Here is a 13,044-nt window from a genome sequence, read left to right as displayed (position 1 = left end):
GGCGTTATTCCGGAAAGGCGCCGCCATTGGCCGGCTGCGATTCCACTTCCAGCAGGGTCAGTTTGAGGGTCTTGCCACCCGGTGCCGGCCAGTCGATGTGCTGGCCGACTTTCAGGCCGAGCAAGGCGCTGCCCACGGGCGCCAGAATGGAAATCTTGCCTTCGTCGGCATTGGCATCCTTGGGATACACCAGCGTCAGGTGATAGTCCTTGCCGCTGATCTCTTCGCGGCAATGCACGCGGGAATTCATGGTGACGACATCGGCGGGCACTTCATCGTGACCGACCACTGTATCGGCGCGGTCCAGTTCGGTTTGCAGCGCGATAACGCCCGGCAGCGTGTCATCCAGGCTGTCGATCAGGCGCTCCAGACGTTGCACGTCCAGACGAGTAAGGGTGATGGAAGGTACGGTCATGATCCGGGCAGACTCCTTTCTTCTGCACAAAAAAAGCAAAACCCCGCCAGAAAAAGGCGGGGTTTTCACGAGCCTCGATGGGTTGAGGCGTTTCTGGACACTATCACAGCTCAATAAATATACAAGTGAGGGGAAGGGGCGCTTCAGACACACGGGGAGAAACACTGTGGCGAGGGGGCTTGCCGCCCGTTCGGCTGCGAAGCAGTCGTGAGCTTTTGGGGCCGCTTCGCGACCCAGCGGGGGCAAGCCCCCTCGCCACAAAAGCTCTTACGCCAGGGCTTTGCGGTCAGCCGCCTGGGCGCAGATCACCCGACGACGATCGTCGTCGGCCGAGCGCCATTCGCGGATGTCTTCGACATGGCGAAAACACCCCAGGCAGACCTTCTGTTCATCCAGCCGGCACACGCCGCTGCACGGCGAAGGCACCGACGGGCTGATGTTGCTGTAGAGCGGCTTGGGCGGACGAACCGGTGCAGGCTGAGTCACGGTTTCACAGGCCTTCGAAATCGAATTCGGCGCCCGCCTGCTGCTTGACGATGCGCTCAAGCATTTCGCCCAGCTGCTCTTCGCTCTTGTCGCACATCCAGCGCTCGCTCTCTTCGTCATAGTCGAAGTGGAAGCCGCCGGACACCGCCGCCAGCCACAACTGGCGCAGCGGTTCCTGGCGGCTGAAGATCAACTGGCTGCCGTTTTCGAACTTGACGGTGAGCACACCGGCCGAGCTCTCCAGATCGATATCCAGGTCACTCTCATCGAAAATGTCTTCCAGCGATTGCTGGGTGGCATCGACCAGGTCGTGGAAACGGGCTTCGGTCAAACTCATTGCAGGAACCTCAAAAAGTGTCTGTTCACGCTCAAGCGCCGCAAGATACGGGCGAGCCCCGGCGATTGCAAAGGATAACGACCAAGCGCCCGGTAGCGTTATGAAATATCGACGCAAGACCCGGGACCCGTGAACGCACTTCAATCCAAGGCCCGCCGGACGGGAGCCGCGTTACATAGGCAAGCTGACGGGTGGCCGGTATACTCCGGCGCAATTAACGCATTTTCAAGGATTTCGCCATGAAGCGCCTGATCTCTTCCCTTGCCGCGCTCCTCGCGGTCGCTTGCCTTGTGTCGGCCTGTGGTCAAAAAGGCCCGCTGTACCTGCCTGACGACAACCAGGACCCTGCCGAGCAGGCCCAGTCCTCGCAAAAGCAGCCTGCCTCCAAAGCACACAAGCACGACGTCTACCAATAATAAGGGAACGCCATGGACGCTTTTAATTACCGTGACGGTGAGCTGTTCGCGGAAGGCGTGGCCCTGTCCGCCATCGCCGAACGCTTCGGCACGCCGACCTACGTCTACTCCCGCGCCCACATCGAAGCCCAGTACCTGGCGTATGCCGATGCCCTGGCCGGCGTGCCGCACCTGGTCTGTTTTGCGGTCAAGGCCAACTCCAACCTCGGTGTACTGAATGTCCTGGCCCGTCTCGGCGCCGGTTTTGACATCGTCTCCCGTGGCGAGCTGGAACGCGTCCTCGCCGCTGGCGGCAGCCCGGACAAGATCGTGTTCTCCGGTGTCGGCAAGACCCGCGAAGACATGCGCCGCGCCCTGGAAGTCGGCGTGCATTGCTTCAACGTCGAATCCACCGATGAGCTGGAACGCCTGCAAGTGGTCGCCGCCGAACTGGGCGTTCGCGCGCCGATCTCGTTGCGTGTGAACCCGGACGTCGATGCCGGCACCCACCCGTACATTTCCACCGGTCTTAAAGAGAACAAGTTCGGCATCGCCATCGCCGACGCCGAAGACGTGTACATCCGCGCCGCGCAACTGCCGAACCTGGAAGTGCTGGGCGTCGATTGCCACATCGGCTCGCAACTGACCAGCCTGCCTCCTTTCCTCGATGCCCTCGATCGCCTGCTGGGCTTGATCGATCGTCTGGGTGAATGCGGCATTTACCTGCGTCACATCGACCTCGGTGGCGGCGTCGGCGTGCGTTATCGCGATGAAGAGCCGCCGCTGGTGGCCGACTACATCAAAGCCGTGCGCGAGCGCTGCGAAGGTCGCGAGCTGGCGCTGGTGTTCGAACCGGGCCGCTACATCGTCGCCAACGCCGGCGTGCTGCTGACCCAGGTCGAGTACCTCAAGCACACCGAGCACAAAGACTTCGCCATCGTCGATGCGGCCATGAACGACCTGATCCGCCCGGCGCTGTACCAGGCCTGGATGGACGTCACCGCGGTGCGCCCGCGCGATACCGCTGCTCGCGCCTACGACATCGTCGGCCCGATCTGCGAGACCGGCGACTTCCTGGCCAAGGAGCGTGAACTGGCCCTGGAAGAAGGTGACCTGCTGGCCGTGCATTCGGCCGGTGCCTACGGGTTTGTCATGAGTTCCAACTACAACACCCGCGGGCGTACCGCCGAAGTGTTGGTGGACGGTGATCAGGCATTTGAAGTGCGTCGCCGTGAGACGGTAGCCGAGTTGTTTGCTGGCGAAAGCCTGCTGCCGGAGTAAAACCATGCTGCTGCGTTTTACCAAGATGCACGGCCTGGGCAATGACTTCATGGTCCTCGACCTGGTCAGCCAGCACGCGCATATCCTGCCCAAGCACGCCAAGCAATGGGGCGATCGGCACACCGGCATCGGTTTCGACCAGTTGCTGATCGTCGAAGCACCGAGCAACCCGGACGTAGATTTCCGTTACCGGATCTTCAACTCCGACGGTTCCGAAGTGGAGCAGTGCGGCAACGGTGCGCGCTGCTTCGCCCGCTTCGTGCTCGACAAGCGCCTGACCGCCAAGCGGCAGATTCGCGTCGAGACCAAAAGCGGCATCATCGAACTGGATATCCGCAGCGACGGCCAGATCAGCGTCGACATGGGCGCGCCGCGCCTGGTACCGGCCGACATCCCGTTCGAAGCCGAAGGCCAGGCCTTGAGCTATCAGCTCGAAGTCGACGGCAACACGGTGGAACTGGCGGCGGTGTCCATGGGCAACCCCCATGCCGTGCTGCGGGTCAGCGACATCAATAACGCACCGGTGCATGAACTGGGCCCGAAGATCGAACACCATCCGCGCTTCCCGTCGCGGGTCAATGTCGGTTTTCTCCAGGTCATTGACCGCAACCGTGCACAGCTGCGGGTCTGGGAACGCGGGGCCGGGGAAACCCAGGCTTGCGGCACCGGTGCCTGTGCTGCGGCGGTGGCCGCGATCAGCCAGGGGTGGATGGATTCGCCGCTATTGATCGACCTGCCTGGCGGGCGTCTGTCCATTGAATGGGCAGGCCCTGGCCAACCGGTCTTGATGACCGGCCCGGCAGTCCGCGTATATGAAGGACAAGTGCGTCTTTGAGAGAGCCAAATCCATGAAAGACAAGCCTCAGGTTCCCGCCCTACAGCCCGACGAATCCCCTTCCGAAAGCCTTGAGGCGGCGGCGATTGCCGCGTACCTGGAGGCTCATCCGGATTTCTTCGTCGAACACGAAGAACTGCTCCCGGCCTTGCGCATTCCCCACCAGCGCGGCGATACCATCTCGCTGGTGGAACGCCAGATGACCATCCTGCGCGACCGCAACATCGAGTTGCGCCATCGCCTGTCGCACCTGATGGACGTCGCGCGCGACAACGATCGCCTGTTCGACAAGACCCGTCGCCTGATCCTCACGCTGATGGACGCCGCCAGCCTCGAAGACGTGGTGATCAGCGTCGAAGACAGTCTGCGCCAGGATTTCCAGGTGCCCTTCGTCAGCCTGATTCTGCTCGGTGACAACCCGATGCCGGTGGGCCGCTGGGTCACCCACGCCGAAGCACAAACCGCCATCGGCGGCCTGCTCTCGGAAGACAAAAGCGTCAGCGGCAGCCTGCGTGAACACGAACTGGACTTCCTGTTTGGCGAAGAACAACGCAAACAGATCGGTTCCACGGCCGTCGTCGCCATCAGCCATCAAGGCATCCACGGCGTCCTGGCCATCGCCAGCCGCGATCCGCAGCACTACAAAAGTTCGGTGGGCACGCTGTTCCTGAGCTACATCGCCGAAGTCATGGGCCGTGTGTTGCCTCGGGTCAACAACTCCCTACGCTCGGTACGCTGATCGTGGAACGACAACTGGACGCTTACTGCGAACACCTGCGCAGTGAGCGACAGGTGTCGCCCCACACCTTGTACGCCTACCGCCGCGACCTCGACAAAGTGCTCGGCTGGTGTGTCAAACAGAACATCGACAGCTGGGCCGGGCTGGATATCCAGCGCCTGCGCAGCCTGATTGCGCGCCTGCATTCCCAGGGGCAATCTTCCCGCAGCCTGGCGCGGCTGCTGTCGGCGGTGCGCGGGCTCTATCACTACCTGAATCGCGAAGGCTTGTGCGACCACGACCCGGCCAACGGCCTGGCGCCGCCCAAGGGCGAACGCCGCTTGCCGAAAACCCTCGACACCGACCGCGCGCTGCAACTTTTGGAAGGTGCGGTGGAGGATGACTTTCTGGCACGTCGGGATCAGGCGATTCTGGAATTGTTCTATTCCTCGGGTTTACGGCTTTCGGAGCTGACCGGGCTCAATATGGATCAGCTTGATCTGGCTGACGGCATGGTCCAGGTGCTCGGCAAGGGCAGCAAGACTCGCCTGCTGCCGGTGGGCAAAAAGGCTCGGGAAGCGCTGGAGCTATGGCTACCGCTGCGCGCGATGACTAACCCGACGGACGACGCGGTGTTTGTCAGCCAGCAAGGCCGGCGCCTCGGCCCACGGGCGATTCAGGTGCGGGTCAAGGCTGCCGGCGAACGCGAGCTGGGGCAAAACCTGCACCCGCACATGCTGCGGCACTCCTTCGCCAGCCACCTGCTCGAATCCTCCCAGGACCTGCGCGCGGTGCAGGAACTGCTCGGCCACTCGGACATCAAGACCACCCAGATCTACACCCACCTGGACTTCCAGCACCTGGCCACGGTCTACGACAGCGCCCATCCACGGGCCAAACGCATCAAAGGCGATGAGTCATGAGAATCCAGTTGATCACCTTCGACCTCGACGACACCCTGTGGGACACCGCCCCGGTGATCGTCAGCGCCGAAGCCATGTTGCGCGAATGGCTGACCGAGCATGCACCGAAGCTGGGCGCGGTGCCGGTGGAGCATTTGTGGGCCATTCGTGAGCGGGTCTTGACCAACGAACCTGCCTTGAAGCACCGCATCAGTGCCCTGCGTCGGCGGGTGCTGTTCCATGCGCTGGAAGACGCGGGTTATGCCCAAGACCAGGCTTCGGACCTGGCGGATCAGAGCTTCGAAGTGTTCCTGCACGCCCGGCATCAACTGCAAATCTTCCCGGAAGTGCAGCCGACCCTGGAAACCCTGGCCAACCATTACGCCCTCGGCGTGGTCACCAATGGCAACGCCGACGTGCGTCGGCTGGGGCTGGCGGATTACTTCAAGTTTGCGTTGTGCGCCGAAGACATCGGCATCGCCAAGCCCGATGCGCGGCTGTTTCACGAGGCGTTGCAGCGTGGCGGTGCGACGGCCGAAACGGCGGTGCACATTGGCGATCACCCCGGCGATGACATTGCCGGCGCCCAACAGGCAGGCTTGCGCGCAATCTGGTTTAACCCGGCGGGCAAGGCCTGGGAAGCGGATCGTTTGCCGGATGCGGAGATTCGCAGCCTGACCGATTTGCCGGCACTTTTAGCCCGCTGGAACGCAGCCTCGGCCTGACACAAAACCCGTAGGAGCAAAGCTTGCTCGCGATAGCGGTGGATCAGCCACATCCATTTTGAATGTGACGGCCTCTTCGCGGGCAAGCCTCGCTCCTACGGACTTGTGTCGTACGCCAATTGTATGAACGCCATCAACCCTGTAGGAGCGAGGCTTGCCCGCGAAGGGGCCCTGTCAGTCGGCATTGATATTGGCTGACCCTCCGCTATCGCGAGCAAGCTTTGCTCCTACGCAGGCGTTCCCCGGCTTTTGTTGCGCCCATGAAAAAGCCCGCAGCGACGGCGGGCTTTTTCAGCAAGCAAGCCAGTAGCAGGCGCTTAGATAGGCCGGCTGCCGTACTTGTTGTCAGGCTTCTTGGGCGGATCGGCGACCACATTGGCCTCCACTTCCTGCACCTTGCCACCTTTGGCCAGGAACTCTTCCATGGCTTTGGCCAGGGCGTCGCGTTCCTTGTTTTTGGCTTCGACGCTCGGCAGCTCATCGACTGACACAGCAGCCTTGGCCTTGCCTTTAGCGGTCGGAACCGGCGTTTCACCGCCGTCGTCGTCAGCAACGTCTTCCGCTGCTGCTTCCAAGCCTTCTTCGGCCTCGTCTTCGTCGCCTACTTCGAGGTCGTCGTTTTCCAGATCATCGTCGCTCATGTTCTACCTCATGACTTGCGAAAAGCAGATTAGTTATAGCCCAGCTTCGCCATCTGTCGAAGGCCGCCGGAAAAAAATCAACAGCCGCTGGCAACCAGCGGCTTATGCCCCTTCACCGTGCACGGTGGCGAGGACTTTACGGGCACCGCCAAAATCACGGTGCTCGCCCAGATAAACGCCTTGCCAGGTCCCCAACGCCAGTCGGCCCGCCGAAATCGGCAAACTGAGCTGACAGCCAAGCACGCTGGCCTTGAAGTGCGCCGGGAGGTCGTCCAGGCCTTCGTCGTTATGCTCATAGCCGTCTGTTCCTTGTGGGATCAGACGATTGAAAAATCGTTCGAAGTCGCGACGTACCGCCGGATCGGCGTTCTCGTTGATGGTCAACGACGCCGAGGTATGCTGCAGCCACAAATGCAACAGACCGACCCGACACGCCTTGAGTTCAGGCAAGCCGGCGAGTAACTCGTCCGTTACCAGATGAAAGCCCCGGGGCCTTGCCCGCAGGGTAATCAGAGTCTGTTGCCACATACAGTTCTCCGCACGTTCGGGGCGCATTCTAGCGCGCTCTGGGAAAAAACAAAGGCCCTAATATTCCTGCATTGCTGTAAGTTTTTCGCCCCAGAAAAACGCTCGTCGTAAACACGACTTAAGCCGTAGGAAAAAACCTTTCAGCTACCTCTTTAATGACAAATCCCGGACAAAAAAATGCCCGGCAAGCCGGGCAAGTTTTTTTCTGCGCGTCTTACAAGTTGTAGCCGCGTTCGTTGTGTTGTGCCAGATCGAGGCCGACCGCTTCTTCTTCGTCGGTCACACGCAGACCCATGACGGCGTCCAGGACCTTGAGGATGATGAAGGTGACGATCGCGGTGTAGATCACCGTGAAGCCCACGCCTTTGGTTTGAATCCAGACTTGTGCGGCGATGTCGGTGACGGTGCCGAAGCCACCCAGGGACGGTGCAGCGAACACACCGGTCAGGATCGCGCCGAGAATACCGCCGATACCGTGCACGCCGAAGGCGTCCAGGGAATCGTCATAGCCGAGTTTGCGTTTCAGGGTGGTGGCGCAGAAGAAGCACACCACGCCAGCCGCCAGGCCGATGATCAGCGAGCCCATCGGGCCCACGGTGCCCGCAGCCGGGGTAATGGCGACCAGACCGGCAACCACACCCGAAGCGATACCCAGTGCACTGGGTTTGCCGTGGGTGATCCACTCGGCGAACATCCAGCCCAGTGCAGCAGCAGCAGTTGCGATCTGGGTGACCAGCATCGCCATACCGGCCGTGCCGTTGGCCGCTGCAGCGGAACCGGCGTTGAAGCCGAACCAGCCGACCCACAGCATGGCGGCGCCCATCAGGGTGTAACCGAGGTTATGCGGTGCCATCGGGGTGGTCGGGAAGCCTTTGCGCTTGCCCAACACCAGGCAGGCAATCAGGCCCGCCACACCAGCGTTGATGTGAACCACGGTGCCGCCCGCGAAGTCGAGCACGCCCCAGTCGCCCAACAGCGAACCCGGACCGCTCCAGACCATGTGCGCGATTGGCGCATAAACCAGGGTGAACCAGACGCCCATGAAGATCAGCATCGCGGAGAACTTCATCCGCTCGGCGAACGCACCGACGATCAGCGCCGGGGTGATGATCGCAAAGGTCATCTGGTAAGTAACGAATACTGCCTCAGGGAACAGCGCCGCCGGGCCGGTAATGCTGGCAGGCGTGATGCCCGCGAGGAAGGCCTTGGCAAAGCTGCCGACAAAGGAGTTGAGGTTGACGACGTTGGCTTCCATCCCCGTGGTATCGAACGCCATGCTGTAGCCATAAATGAACCACAGGATGGTGATCAGACCGGTAATGGCGAAGCACTGCATCATCACGGAAAGAATGTTTTTGGAGCGAACCATGCCGCCGTAGAACAGCGCAAGGCCCGGAATGGTCATGAACAGCACAAGGGCAGTCGAGGTCAACATCCAGGCGGTATCGCCGGAATTGAGGACTGGAGGCGCCACCGGATCTGCCGCCAAAGCCAGGCCGGGCATTACGATGGACAACAGGGCTCCTAGCCCTGCGAATTTACGCAGAGTCATATTGTTTTCTCCTGGGGCGTTGGGTGTGTGGCGGCTTAGATTGCGTCGGTATCGGTTTCGCCGGTACGGATGCGAATCGCCTGTTCCAGATTGACCACGAAGATCTTGCCGTCACCGATCTTGCCGGTGTTGGCTGCCTTGGTTATCGCCTCGATAACCCGGTCAAGATCCTTGTCGTCAATGGCGACATCAATCTTCACCTTGGGCAGAAAATCGACCACGTACTCCGCGCCGCGATACAGCTCGGTGTGACCCTTCTGCCGACCGAAGCCTTTGACCTCAGTAACGGTAATGCCCTGCACGCCGATCTCGGACAACGACTCGCGTACATCGTCCAGTTTGAACGGCTTGATGATGGCAGTGACTAGCTTCATGAAAACTCTCTCCCGAATTGGTGGACTTGCCCCAGGAAAACAAACCCGTCTCAAGTCTAAGCGCAGTGCCTGGCTTTGTAACGCATCGTCGGCCCAACCTGCCCGTCCGACGCCAGCTAACCACTCCGTACGAAACTTCCCCGTTTCGTGTGGCGCACTGCATTCGTCACAGCGACTGCATCAGTGCATGGGTCAAGGGTGACTAAGCAGAAACCTTGCCATCTCGCCAAAACTCACTGAATTCAACCCCTTGGTCACTGCTGCAAGCTGCTTTCCACAAATGCCAATGGCATTACGCACAACAACAGTGCGCTGCCGTCCGTCCGCCTGCGCGAAAAGCGTGCATCCCTGCCTGCGGGATTGACTATAGACACTGCGTGATACACTGCCCGCCATTGTTTCCAGGACCTTTCCCATGCTCGCGCCCAAAGACTTCCTCGACGCCCTGAGCGGCACCGCCTCCCGCCTCTTCAGCGGCGACACCCCGCTGCCGAAAAGCGAAATCGAAAGCCAGTTCAAAGCCTTGTTGCAGAGCGGCTTCAGCAAACTGGATCTGGTGAGCCGGGAAGAGTTTGATAGTCAGATGGTGGTGCTCGCACGCACTCGCGCACGGCTGGAGAGTCTTGAGGCGAAGGTGGCGGAGCTGGAAGCGAAGCTCAATCCGCCTGCTGACGCGGAGTAACTGATCGTTCCCACGCTCTGCGTGGGAATGCCGCCAGGGGCGCTCCGCGTTCCGCTCTATGTCCTGCAGGAGCTGCCGAAGGCTGCGATCTTTTGATCTTGCGCCTCGCAACAATCTCGGCAACGTCCTACAAAGATCACTACCGCCGTCCGATAGCGTCGTGAAGCTTCGGCGCCTAAGCTCATTCTCAGCTGACTTATTCAGCACTGGGTTTGGCGACCTGGAACCAAGCTATGCACGCAACCACATCCGATTATGGGTATCTCTCCCAATTCGAAATATGGCGGCTGCGTGTGGGAGACCTTCGGGTCTGCCGGTATTCGCTTGGCCGGTTCGCCAACCCGCACGCAGCTGCCACCCTTATTGTTTGGCGACGATAAGTGGCAGTGATCTATCAAGCGAATTTGAGAACTGTTTATGGACGACAACTATCTAGTCCCCCACGTCTTCACCCGCCACAAACTCCACCTCCACGCCCTCCTCCTCCAAAACCAACCCTGGTTCAGCGCCCGCGACCTCGGCCGCCTCCTGCGCCTCTACCTCGACGAACGCGCCGTGCGCAAACTCGACCCCGACCAACACCAGACTCTGAAAATGCTCAGCCACGGCACCGTCGAAAACACCCTGCTCATCAGCGAATCCGGCGTTTACGCACTACTGATCTACCACTACTGCCCCGAATACCGAGGCCTGCGCGAATGGCTGACCCACGACGTCGTCCCAGCCCTCAGAGATGCCCAACAATCGACCACAACCGAACGCCCGAGCCTGCTGAACTGGCCAGAGATGTCATTGAGCTTGCTGCACTGGAATAACCAGCCGTGGATTCGGTTACAGGATGTGCCGCATATGCTGTTGGAGGGTGAGCGGCCACGGCGTGCGGTGAATGCGCCTTGGTGGAAGCGTGCATCGCGAATGCTCCAGGCATTCTGAGCGACACAAAAAACCCCACGTTTGTAGCGTGGGGTTCGTTCTAGAGCAGAGAATCAGGCGCAGTGCGCAAGACGCTCAACCTGTTCCCGAATCGCAGCCCCTCGTTCAATCTCGGCTTTACGCAAATCGTAAGTCGATTGCAGGTTCAGCCAAAACTCAGGGGTCGTGTCCAGGCAGATAGAAAGCCTAATAGCCATATCAGCACTGACACCACGACGCTGAAGCACGATGTCATTCACCGTAGGCGTCGAAACGCTCAATGCCCTGGCCAACGCCGCTGCTGTAAGGCTCAGAGGCTCCAGGTATTCCTCTTTGAGGATCTCGCCGGGGTGAACCGGGCGCATACCGTTTTTAGTCATTACTCATATTGCCTCTGGCACCGACAACGAATATTCAGCGTTGAATGACGGAGCAAGCTTGAAACATGTAGCTCTTAACTTTCATACAGATCGAAAAACCGCCCCAGCCGAAGCCAGGGCGGTTTCCACCGGGTCAATCCTTACTGCGGATCATCCCAGCGGTCCCGCAGAAACTCGTACAGGCGAAAAGCCCATAACGCGTTTCTAACGAGGCTCCACATATGTTTAAGAAACTTAGACATACTTTGGCCCTCCTTGCGTGAGGCCAAACCTCCAGTGCGCTTTCCGGTGTACGCGCACCTTTGGGAATACATGTGAGTGCATTCATTGAGGCGGCCGGGTGTGGGTTCCTCAAAACCTGCACCGGCACGACTCTCACACCGTGTCGAGGAACATGAAAATCTTTACGCTCCCAGCCACACTTCGCGACTCACTCACTCATCGAGCCTCATCGCGGCGAATGCTATCGCAGTTCTTTCAATGCGTACCTTTCAAATCTGTTAACGAGTTGTATCAAATCATGAAGTGGCGAAATCCTTTTCCGGTTCATCGCCGTTGTTAGTTCCTACCATCAGCAGATTGTTATCGACGCTTGCCTGGAGGAGAAAATTTGAATAGGCTTCCCACCGTGAGTGTGTTCATTGAGGAAGTGCAGGCCTCGGCCTCACCGAAGCCTGCAAATAAAAAACCGTCTACTCAAGGCGGTTTTTTTTCGCCTTCGATTCGGCTTTCACCGACGTCCTTCATCGATCCAGGCAACGTCCTACAACAACCTCATCCCGCGACTGATTACGTCGGCACTCCCCTCTCCCTTACGCTTTCCCCACCAGAAAGACACTCGCAACATCCTGCGAAAGTTTGGCGCCTGCGCCGCCACACGACCCGGCTACCCTTCAAAAACCGCAGGAAGCGGTTCCCGTAAAAGCTCAAGGAACGACCATGTCCCTCTCCATCGTCCACAGCCGCGCCCAGATTGGTGTCGATGCCCCCGCCGTTACCGTAGAAGTCCATCTGGCCAACGGCTTGCCGTCGCTGACGATGGTTGGTTTGCCCGAGGCGGCGGTGAAGGAAAGCAAGGACCGGGTGCGTAGCGCGATCATCAATTCCGGCCTGCAATTTCCGGCGCGACGCATCACGTTGAATCTCGCCCCGGCGGATTTGCCGAAGGATGGCGGGCGGTTTGATCTGGCGATTGCCTTGGGGATTCTGTCGGCCAGCGTGCAGGTGCCAACGTTGACGTTGGATGACGTGGAATGTCTCGGAGAGTTGGCACTGTCGGGCGCAGTGCGGGCGGTTCGCGGTGTGTTGCCGGCCGCGTTGGCAGCGCGCAAGGCCGGGCGGACGCTGGTGGTGCCGCGGGCGAACGCCGAAGAGGCTTGCCTGGCATCGGGGTTGAAGGTAATTGCGGTGGATCATCTGCTTCAGGCAGTGGCGCATTTCAATGGTCATACGCCCGTTGAGCCCTACGTCTCCGATGGATTGCTATACGCCAGCAAACCCTATCCCGACCTGAATGAAGTGCAGGGCCAACTTTCCGCTAAACGAGCGCTGCTGATCGCGGCGGCGGGCGCGCACAACTTGTTGTTCAGCGGTCCGCCAGGCACGGGGAAAACCTTGCTGGCGAGCCGCTTGCCAGGGCTGTTGCCACCCTTGGCCGAGACGGAAGCGCTGGAAGTCGCGGCGATTCAATCAGTGGTCAGTTGTATGCCGTTGAGTCATTGGCCCCAACGCCCGTTTCGCCAACCCCACCACTCCGCATCAGGCCCGGCGCTGGTCGGTGGCGGCTGTGACATTTAGAAATAGATGCAGATTTATAGAAATAAATGCAAATTTTATTGTTCCGTGAGCTACTACGGCGGCAGATGACGTGCGCGTTATCGA

At 59.9% G+C, this 13,044-nt stretch carries 16 protein-coding genes and 1 pseudogene; 9 read left to right on the top strand and 8 right to left on the bottom strand.

All coding sequences use genetic code 11. From position 1 onward, the window contains the following. Positions 1–4 precede the first annotated feature (4 nt). From rnk to cyaY, 3 genes are all read right to left on the bottom strand, one after another. Positions 5–415 (bottom strand): nucleoside diphosphate kinase regulator, encoded by a 411-nt coding sequence (gene rnk, locus FQ192_RS20585; protein ID WP_149660188.1) that lies wholly within the window; start codon positions 413–415, stop codon positions 5–7. A gap of 267 nt (positions 416–682) precedes the next feature. After that, positions 683–901 carry a DUF1289 domain-containing protein gene (locus FQ192_RS20575; RefSeq protein ID WP_149660186.1) on the bottom strand — a complete coding sequence of 73 codons (219 nt, stop codon included), beginning with the start codon at positions 899–901 and terminating at the stop codon, positions 683–685. Between the two features lie 4 nt (positions 902–905). Then, positions 906–1,238: an iron donor protein CyaY gene (gene cyaY / locus FQ192_RS20570; protein ID WP_017341439.1), complete on the bottom strand. Its 333-nt coding sequence runs from the start codon at positions 1,236–1,238 to the stop codon at positions 906–908. Positions 1,239–1,477: 239 nt separating this feature from the next. Between cyaY and FQ192_RS20565 the strand changes: the two genes are divergently transcribed. Genes FQ192_RS20565 through FQ192_RS20540 form a run of 6 tightly spaced genes read left to right on the top strand, consistent with a single transcriptional unit; the run spans position 1,478 to position 6,094 of the window. Then, positions 1,478–1,654 (top strand): lipoprotein, encoded by a 177-nt coding sequence (locus FQ192_RS20565; protein ID WP_149660185.1) that lies wholly within the window; start codon positions 1,478–1,480, stop codon positions 1,652–1,654. A gap of 12 nt (positions 1,655–1,666) precedes the next feature. Continuing rightward, positions 1,667–2,914, top strand: a complete 1,248-nt coding sequence (lysA, locus tag FQ192_RS20560; protein ID WP_149660184.1) for a diaminopimelate decarboxylase — start codon at positions 1,667–1,669, stop codon at positions 2,912–2,914. Positions 2,915–2,918: 4 nt separating this feature from the next. Continuing rightward, positions 2,919–3,749: a diaminopimelate epimerase gene (dapF, locus tag FQ192_RS20555; protein ID WP_149660183.1), complete on the top strand. Its 831-nt coding sequence runs from the start codon at positions 2,919–2,921 to the stop codon at positions 3,747–3,749. A 13-nt stretch (positions 3,750–3,762) separates the two neighbouring features. Next, a complete protein-coding gene (locus tag FQ192_RS20550) occupies positions 3,763–4,488 on the top strand; it encodes a DUF484 family protein (protein ID WP_149660182.1) in 726 nt (241 codons plus the stop codon). 2 nt (positions 4,489–4,490) lie between these two features. Continuing rightward, positions 4,491–5,390, top strand: coding sequence for a tyrosine recombinase XerC (gene xerC / locus FQ192_RS20545; protein ID WP_149660181.1), 900 nt, complete (start codon positions 4,491–4,493; stop codon positions 5,388–5,390). Further along, positions 5,387–6,094 carry an HAD family hydrolase gene (locus FQ192_RS20540; RefSeq protein WP_149660180.1) on the top strand — a complete coding sequence of 236 codons (708 nt, stop codon included), beginning with the start codon at positions 5,387–5,389 and terminating at the stop codon, positions 6,092–6,094. Before xerC ends, FQ192_RS20540 begins: the two co-directional genes overlap by 4 nt. A 317-nt stretch (positions 6,095–6,411) precedes the next feature. Here FQ192_RS20540 and sutA read toward each other — a convergent pair whose 3' ends face one another. From sutA to glnK, 4 genes are all read right to left on the bottom strand, one after another. Next, positions 6,412–6,735 (bottom strand): transcriptional regulator SutA, encoded by a 324-nt coding sequence (gene sutA / locus FQ192_RS20535; RefSeq protein WP_054617023.1) that lies wholly within the window; start codon positions 6,733–6,735, stop codon positions 6,412–6,414. 102 nt (positions 6,736–6,837) lie between these two features. Next, on the bottom strand, positions 6,838–7,263 hold the full coding sequence (locus FQ192_RS20530) for a secondary thiamine-phosphate synthase enzyme YjbQ (RefSeq protein WP_033060691.1): 426 nt from the start codon (positions 7,261–7,263) through the stop codon (positions 6,838–6,840). Positions 7,264–7,477: 214 nt separating this feature from the next. Further along, positions 7,478–8,815, bottom strand: a complete 1,338-nt coding sequence (locus FQ192_RS20525) for an ammonium transporter (protein WP_123597492.1) — start codon at positions 8,813–8,815, stop codon at positions 7,478–7,480. Positions 8,816–8,850: 35 nt separating this feature from the next. Then, positions 8,851–9,189, bottom strand: a complete 339-nt coding sequence (glnK, locus tag FQ192_RS20520) for a P-II family nitrogen regulator (protein WP_002555808.1) — start codon at positions 9,187–9,189, stop codon at positions 8,851–8,853. Between the two features lie 415 nt (positions 9,190–9,604). On the opposite strand from glnK, the gene FQ192_RS20515 reads away from it, so the two are divergent. Together FQ192_RS20515 and FQ192_RS20510 are read left to right on the top strand one after the other, a co-directional pair. Next, on the top strand, positions 9,605–9,871 hold the full coding sequence (locus FQ192_RS20515) for an accessory factor UbiK family protein (RefSeq protein WP_007894783.1): 267 nt from the start codon (positions 9,605–9,607) through the stop codon (positions 9,869–9,871). 417 nt (positions 9,872–10,288) lie between these two features. Further along, entirely contained in the window at positions 10,289–10,804 is a 516-nt protein-coding gene (locus tag FQ192_RS20510; protein WP_149660179.1) for a Bro-N domain-containing protein, read from the top strand. A 53-nt stretch (positions 10,805–10,857) separates the two neighbouring features. On the opposite strand, the gene FQ192_RS20505 is transcribed toward FQ192_RS20510, so the two are convergent. Continuing rightward, the gene (locus tag FQ192_RS20505; protein WP_149660178.1) at positions 10,858–11,163 is read right to left on the bottom strand and encodes a HigA family addiction module antitoxin; all 306 of its coding nucleotides are present in this window, start codon (positions 11,161–11,163) and stop codon (positions 10,858–10,860) included. A 939-nt stretch (positions 11,164–12,102) separates the two neighbouring features. Here FQ192_RS20505 and FQ192_RS20500 point away from each other — a divergent pair. Further along, positions 12,103–12,948, top strand: a pseudogene (locus tag FQ192_RS20500) (YifB family Mg chelatase-like AAA ATPase); the annotation flags it as partial. Between the last annotated feature and the right edge of the window lie 96 nt (positions 12,949–13,044).

The sequence above is a fragment of the Pseudomonas sp. ANT_J12 genome (assembly GCF_008370045.1).
Lineage (GTDB): Bacteria > Pseudomonadota > Gammaproteobacteria > Pseudomonadales > Pseudomonadaceae > Aquipseudomonas.
The sequence above is the reverse complement of the archived record's forward strand: the minus strand, read 5'-3'. Positions and strand labels throughout refer to the sequence as shown.

Excerpts from the sequence above, each read along its gene's own strand:
- rnk (WP_149660188.1), bottom strand. The coding sequence starts at position 415 with ATGACCGTACCTTCCATCACCCTTACTCGTCTGGACGTGCAACGTCTG.
- cyaY (WP_017341439.1), bottom strand. The coding sequence starts at position 1,238 with ATGAGTTTGACCGAAGCCCGTTTCCACGACCTGGTCGATGCCACCCAG.
- FQ192_RS20565 (WP_149660185.1), top strand. The coding sequence starts at position 1,478 with ATGAAGCGCCTGATCTCTTCCCTTGCCGCGCTCCTCGCGGTCGCTTGC.
- lysA (WP_149660184.1), top strand. The coding sequence starts at position 1,667 with ATGGACGCTTTTAATTACCGTGACGGTGAGCTGTTCGCGGAAGGCGTG.
- dapF (WP_149660183.1), top strand. The coding sequence starts at position 2,919 with ATGCTGCTGCGTTTTACCAAGATGCACGGCCTGGGCAATGACTTCATG.
- FQ192_RS20550 (WP_149660182.1), top strand. The coding sequence starts at position 3,763 with ATGAAAGACAAGCCTCAGGTTCCCGCCCTACAGCCCGACGAATCCCCT.
- FQ192_RS20540 (WP_149660180.1), top strand. The coding sequence starts at position 5,387 with ATGAGAATCCAGTTGATCACCTTCGACCTCGACGACACCCTGTGGGAC.
- sutA (WP_054617023.1), bottom strand. The coding sequence starts at position 6,735 with ATGAGCGACGATGATCTGGAAAACGACGACCTCGAAGTAGGCGACGAA.
- FQ192_RS20530 (WP_033060691.1), bottom strand. The coding sequence starts at position 7,263 with ATGTGGCAACAGACTCTGATTACCCTGCGGGCAAGGCCCCGGGGCTTT.
- FQ192_RS20525 (WP_123597492.1), bottom strand. The coding sequence starts at position 8,815 with ATGACTCTGCGTAAATTCGCAGGGCTAGGAGCCCTGTTGTCCATCGTA.
- glnK (WP_002555808.1), bottom strand. The coding sequence starts at position 9,189 with ATGAAGCTAGTCACTGCCATCATCAAGCCGTTCAAACTGGACGATGTA.
- FQ192_RS20515 (WP_007894783.1), top strand. The coding sequence starts at position 9,605 with ATGCTCGCGCCCAAAGACTTCCTCGACGCCCTGAGCGGCACCGCCTCC.
- FQ192_RS20510 (WP_149660179.1), top strand. The coding sequence starts at position 10,289 with ATGGACGACAACTATCTAGTCCCCCACGTCTTCACCCGCCACAAACTC.
- FQ192_RS20505 (WP_149660178.1), bottom strand. The coding sequence starts at position 11,163 with ATGACTAAAAACGGTATGCGCCCGGTTCACCCCGGCGAGATCCTCAAA.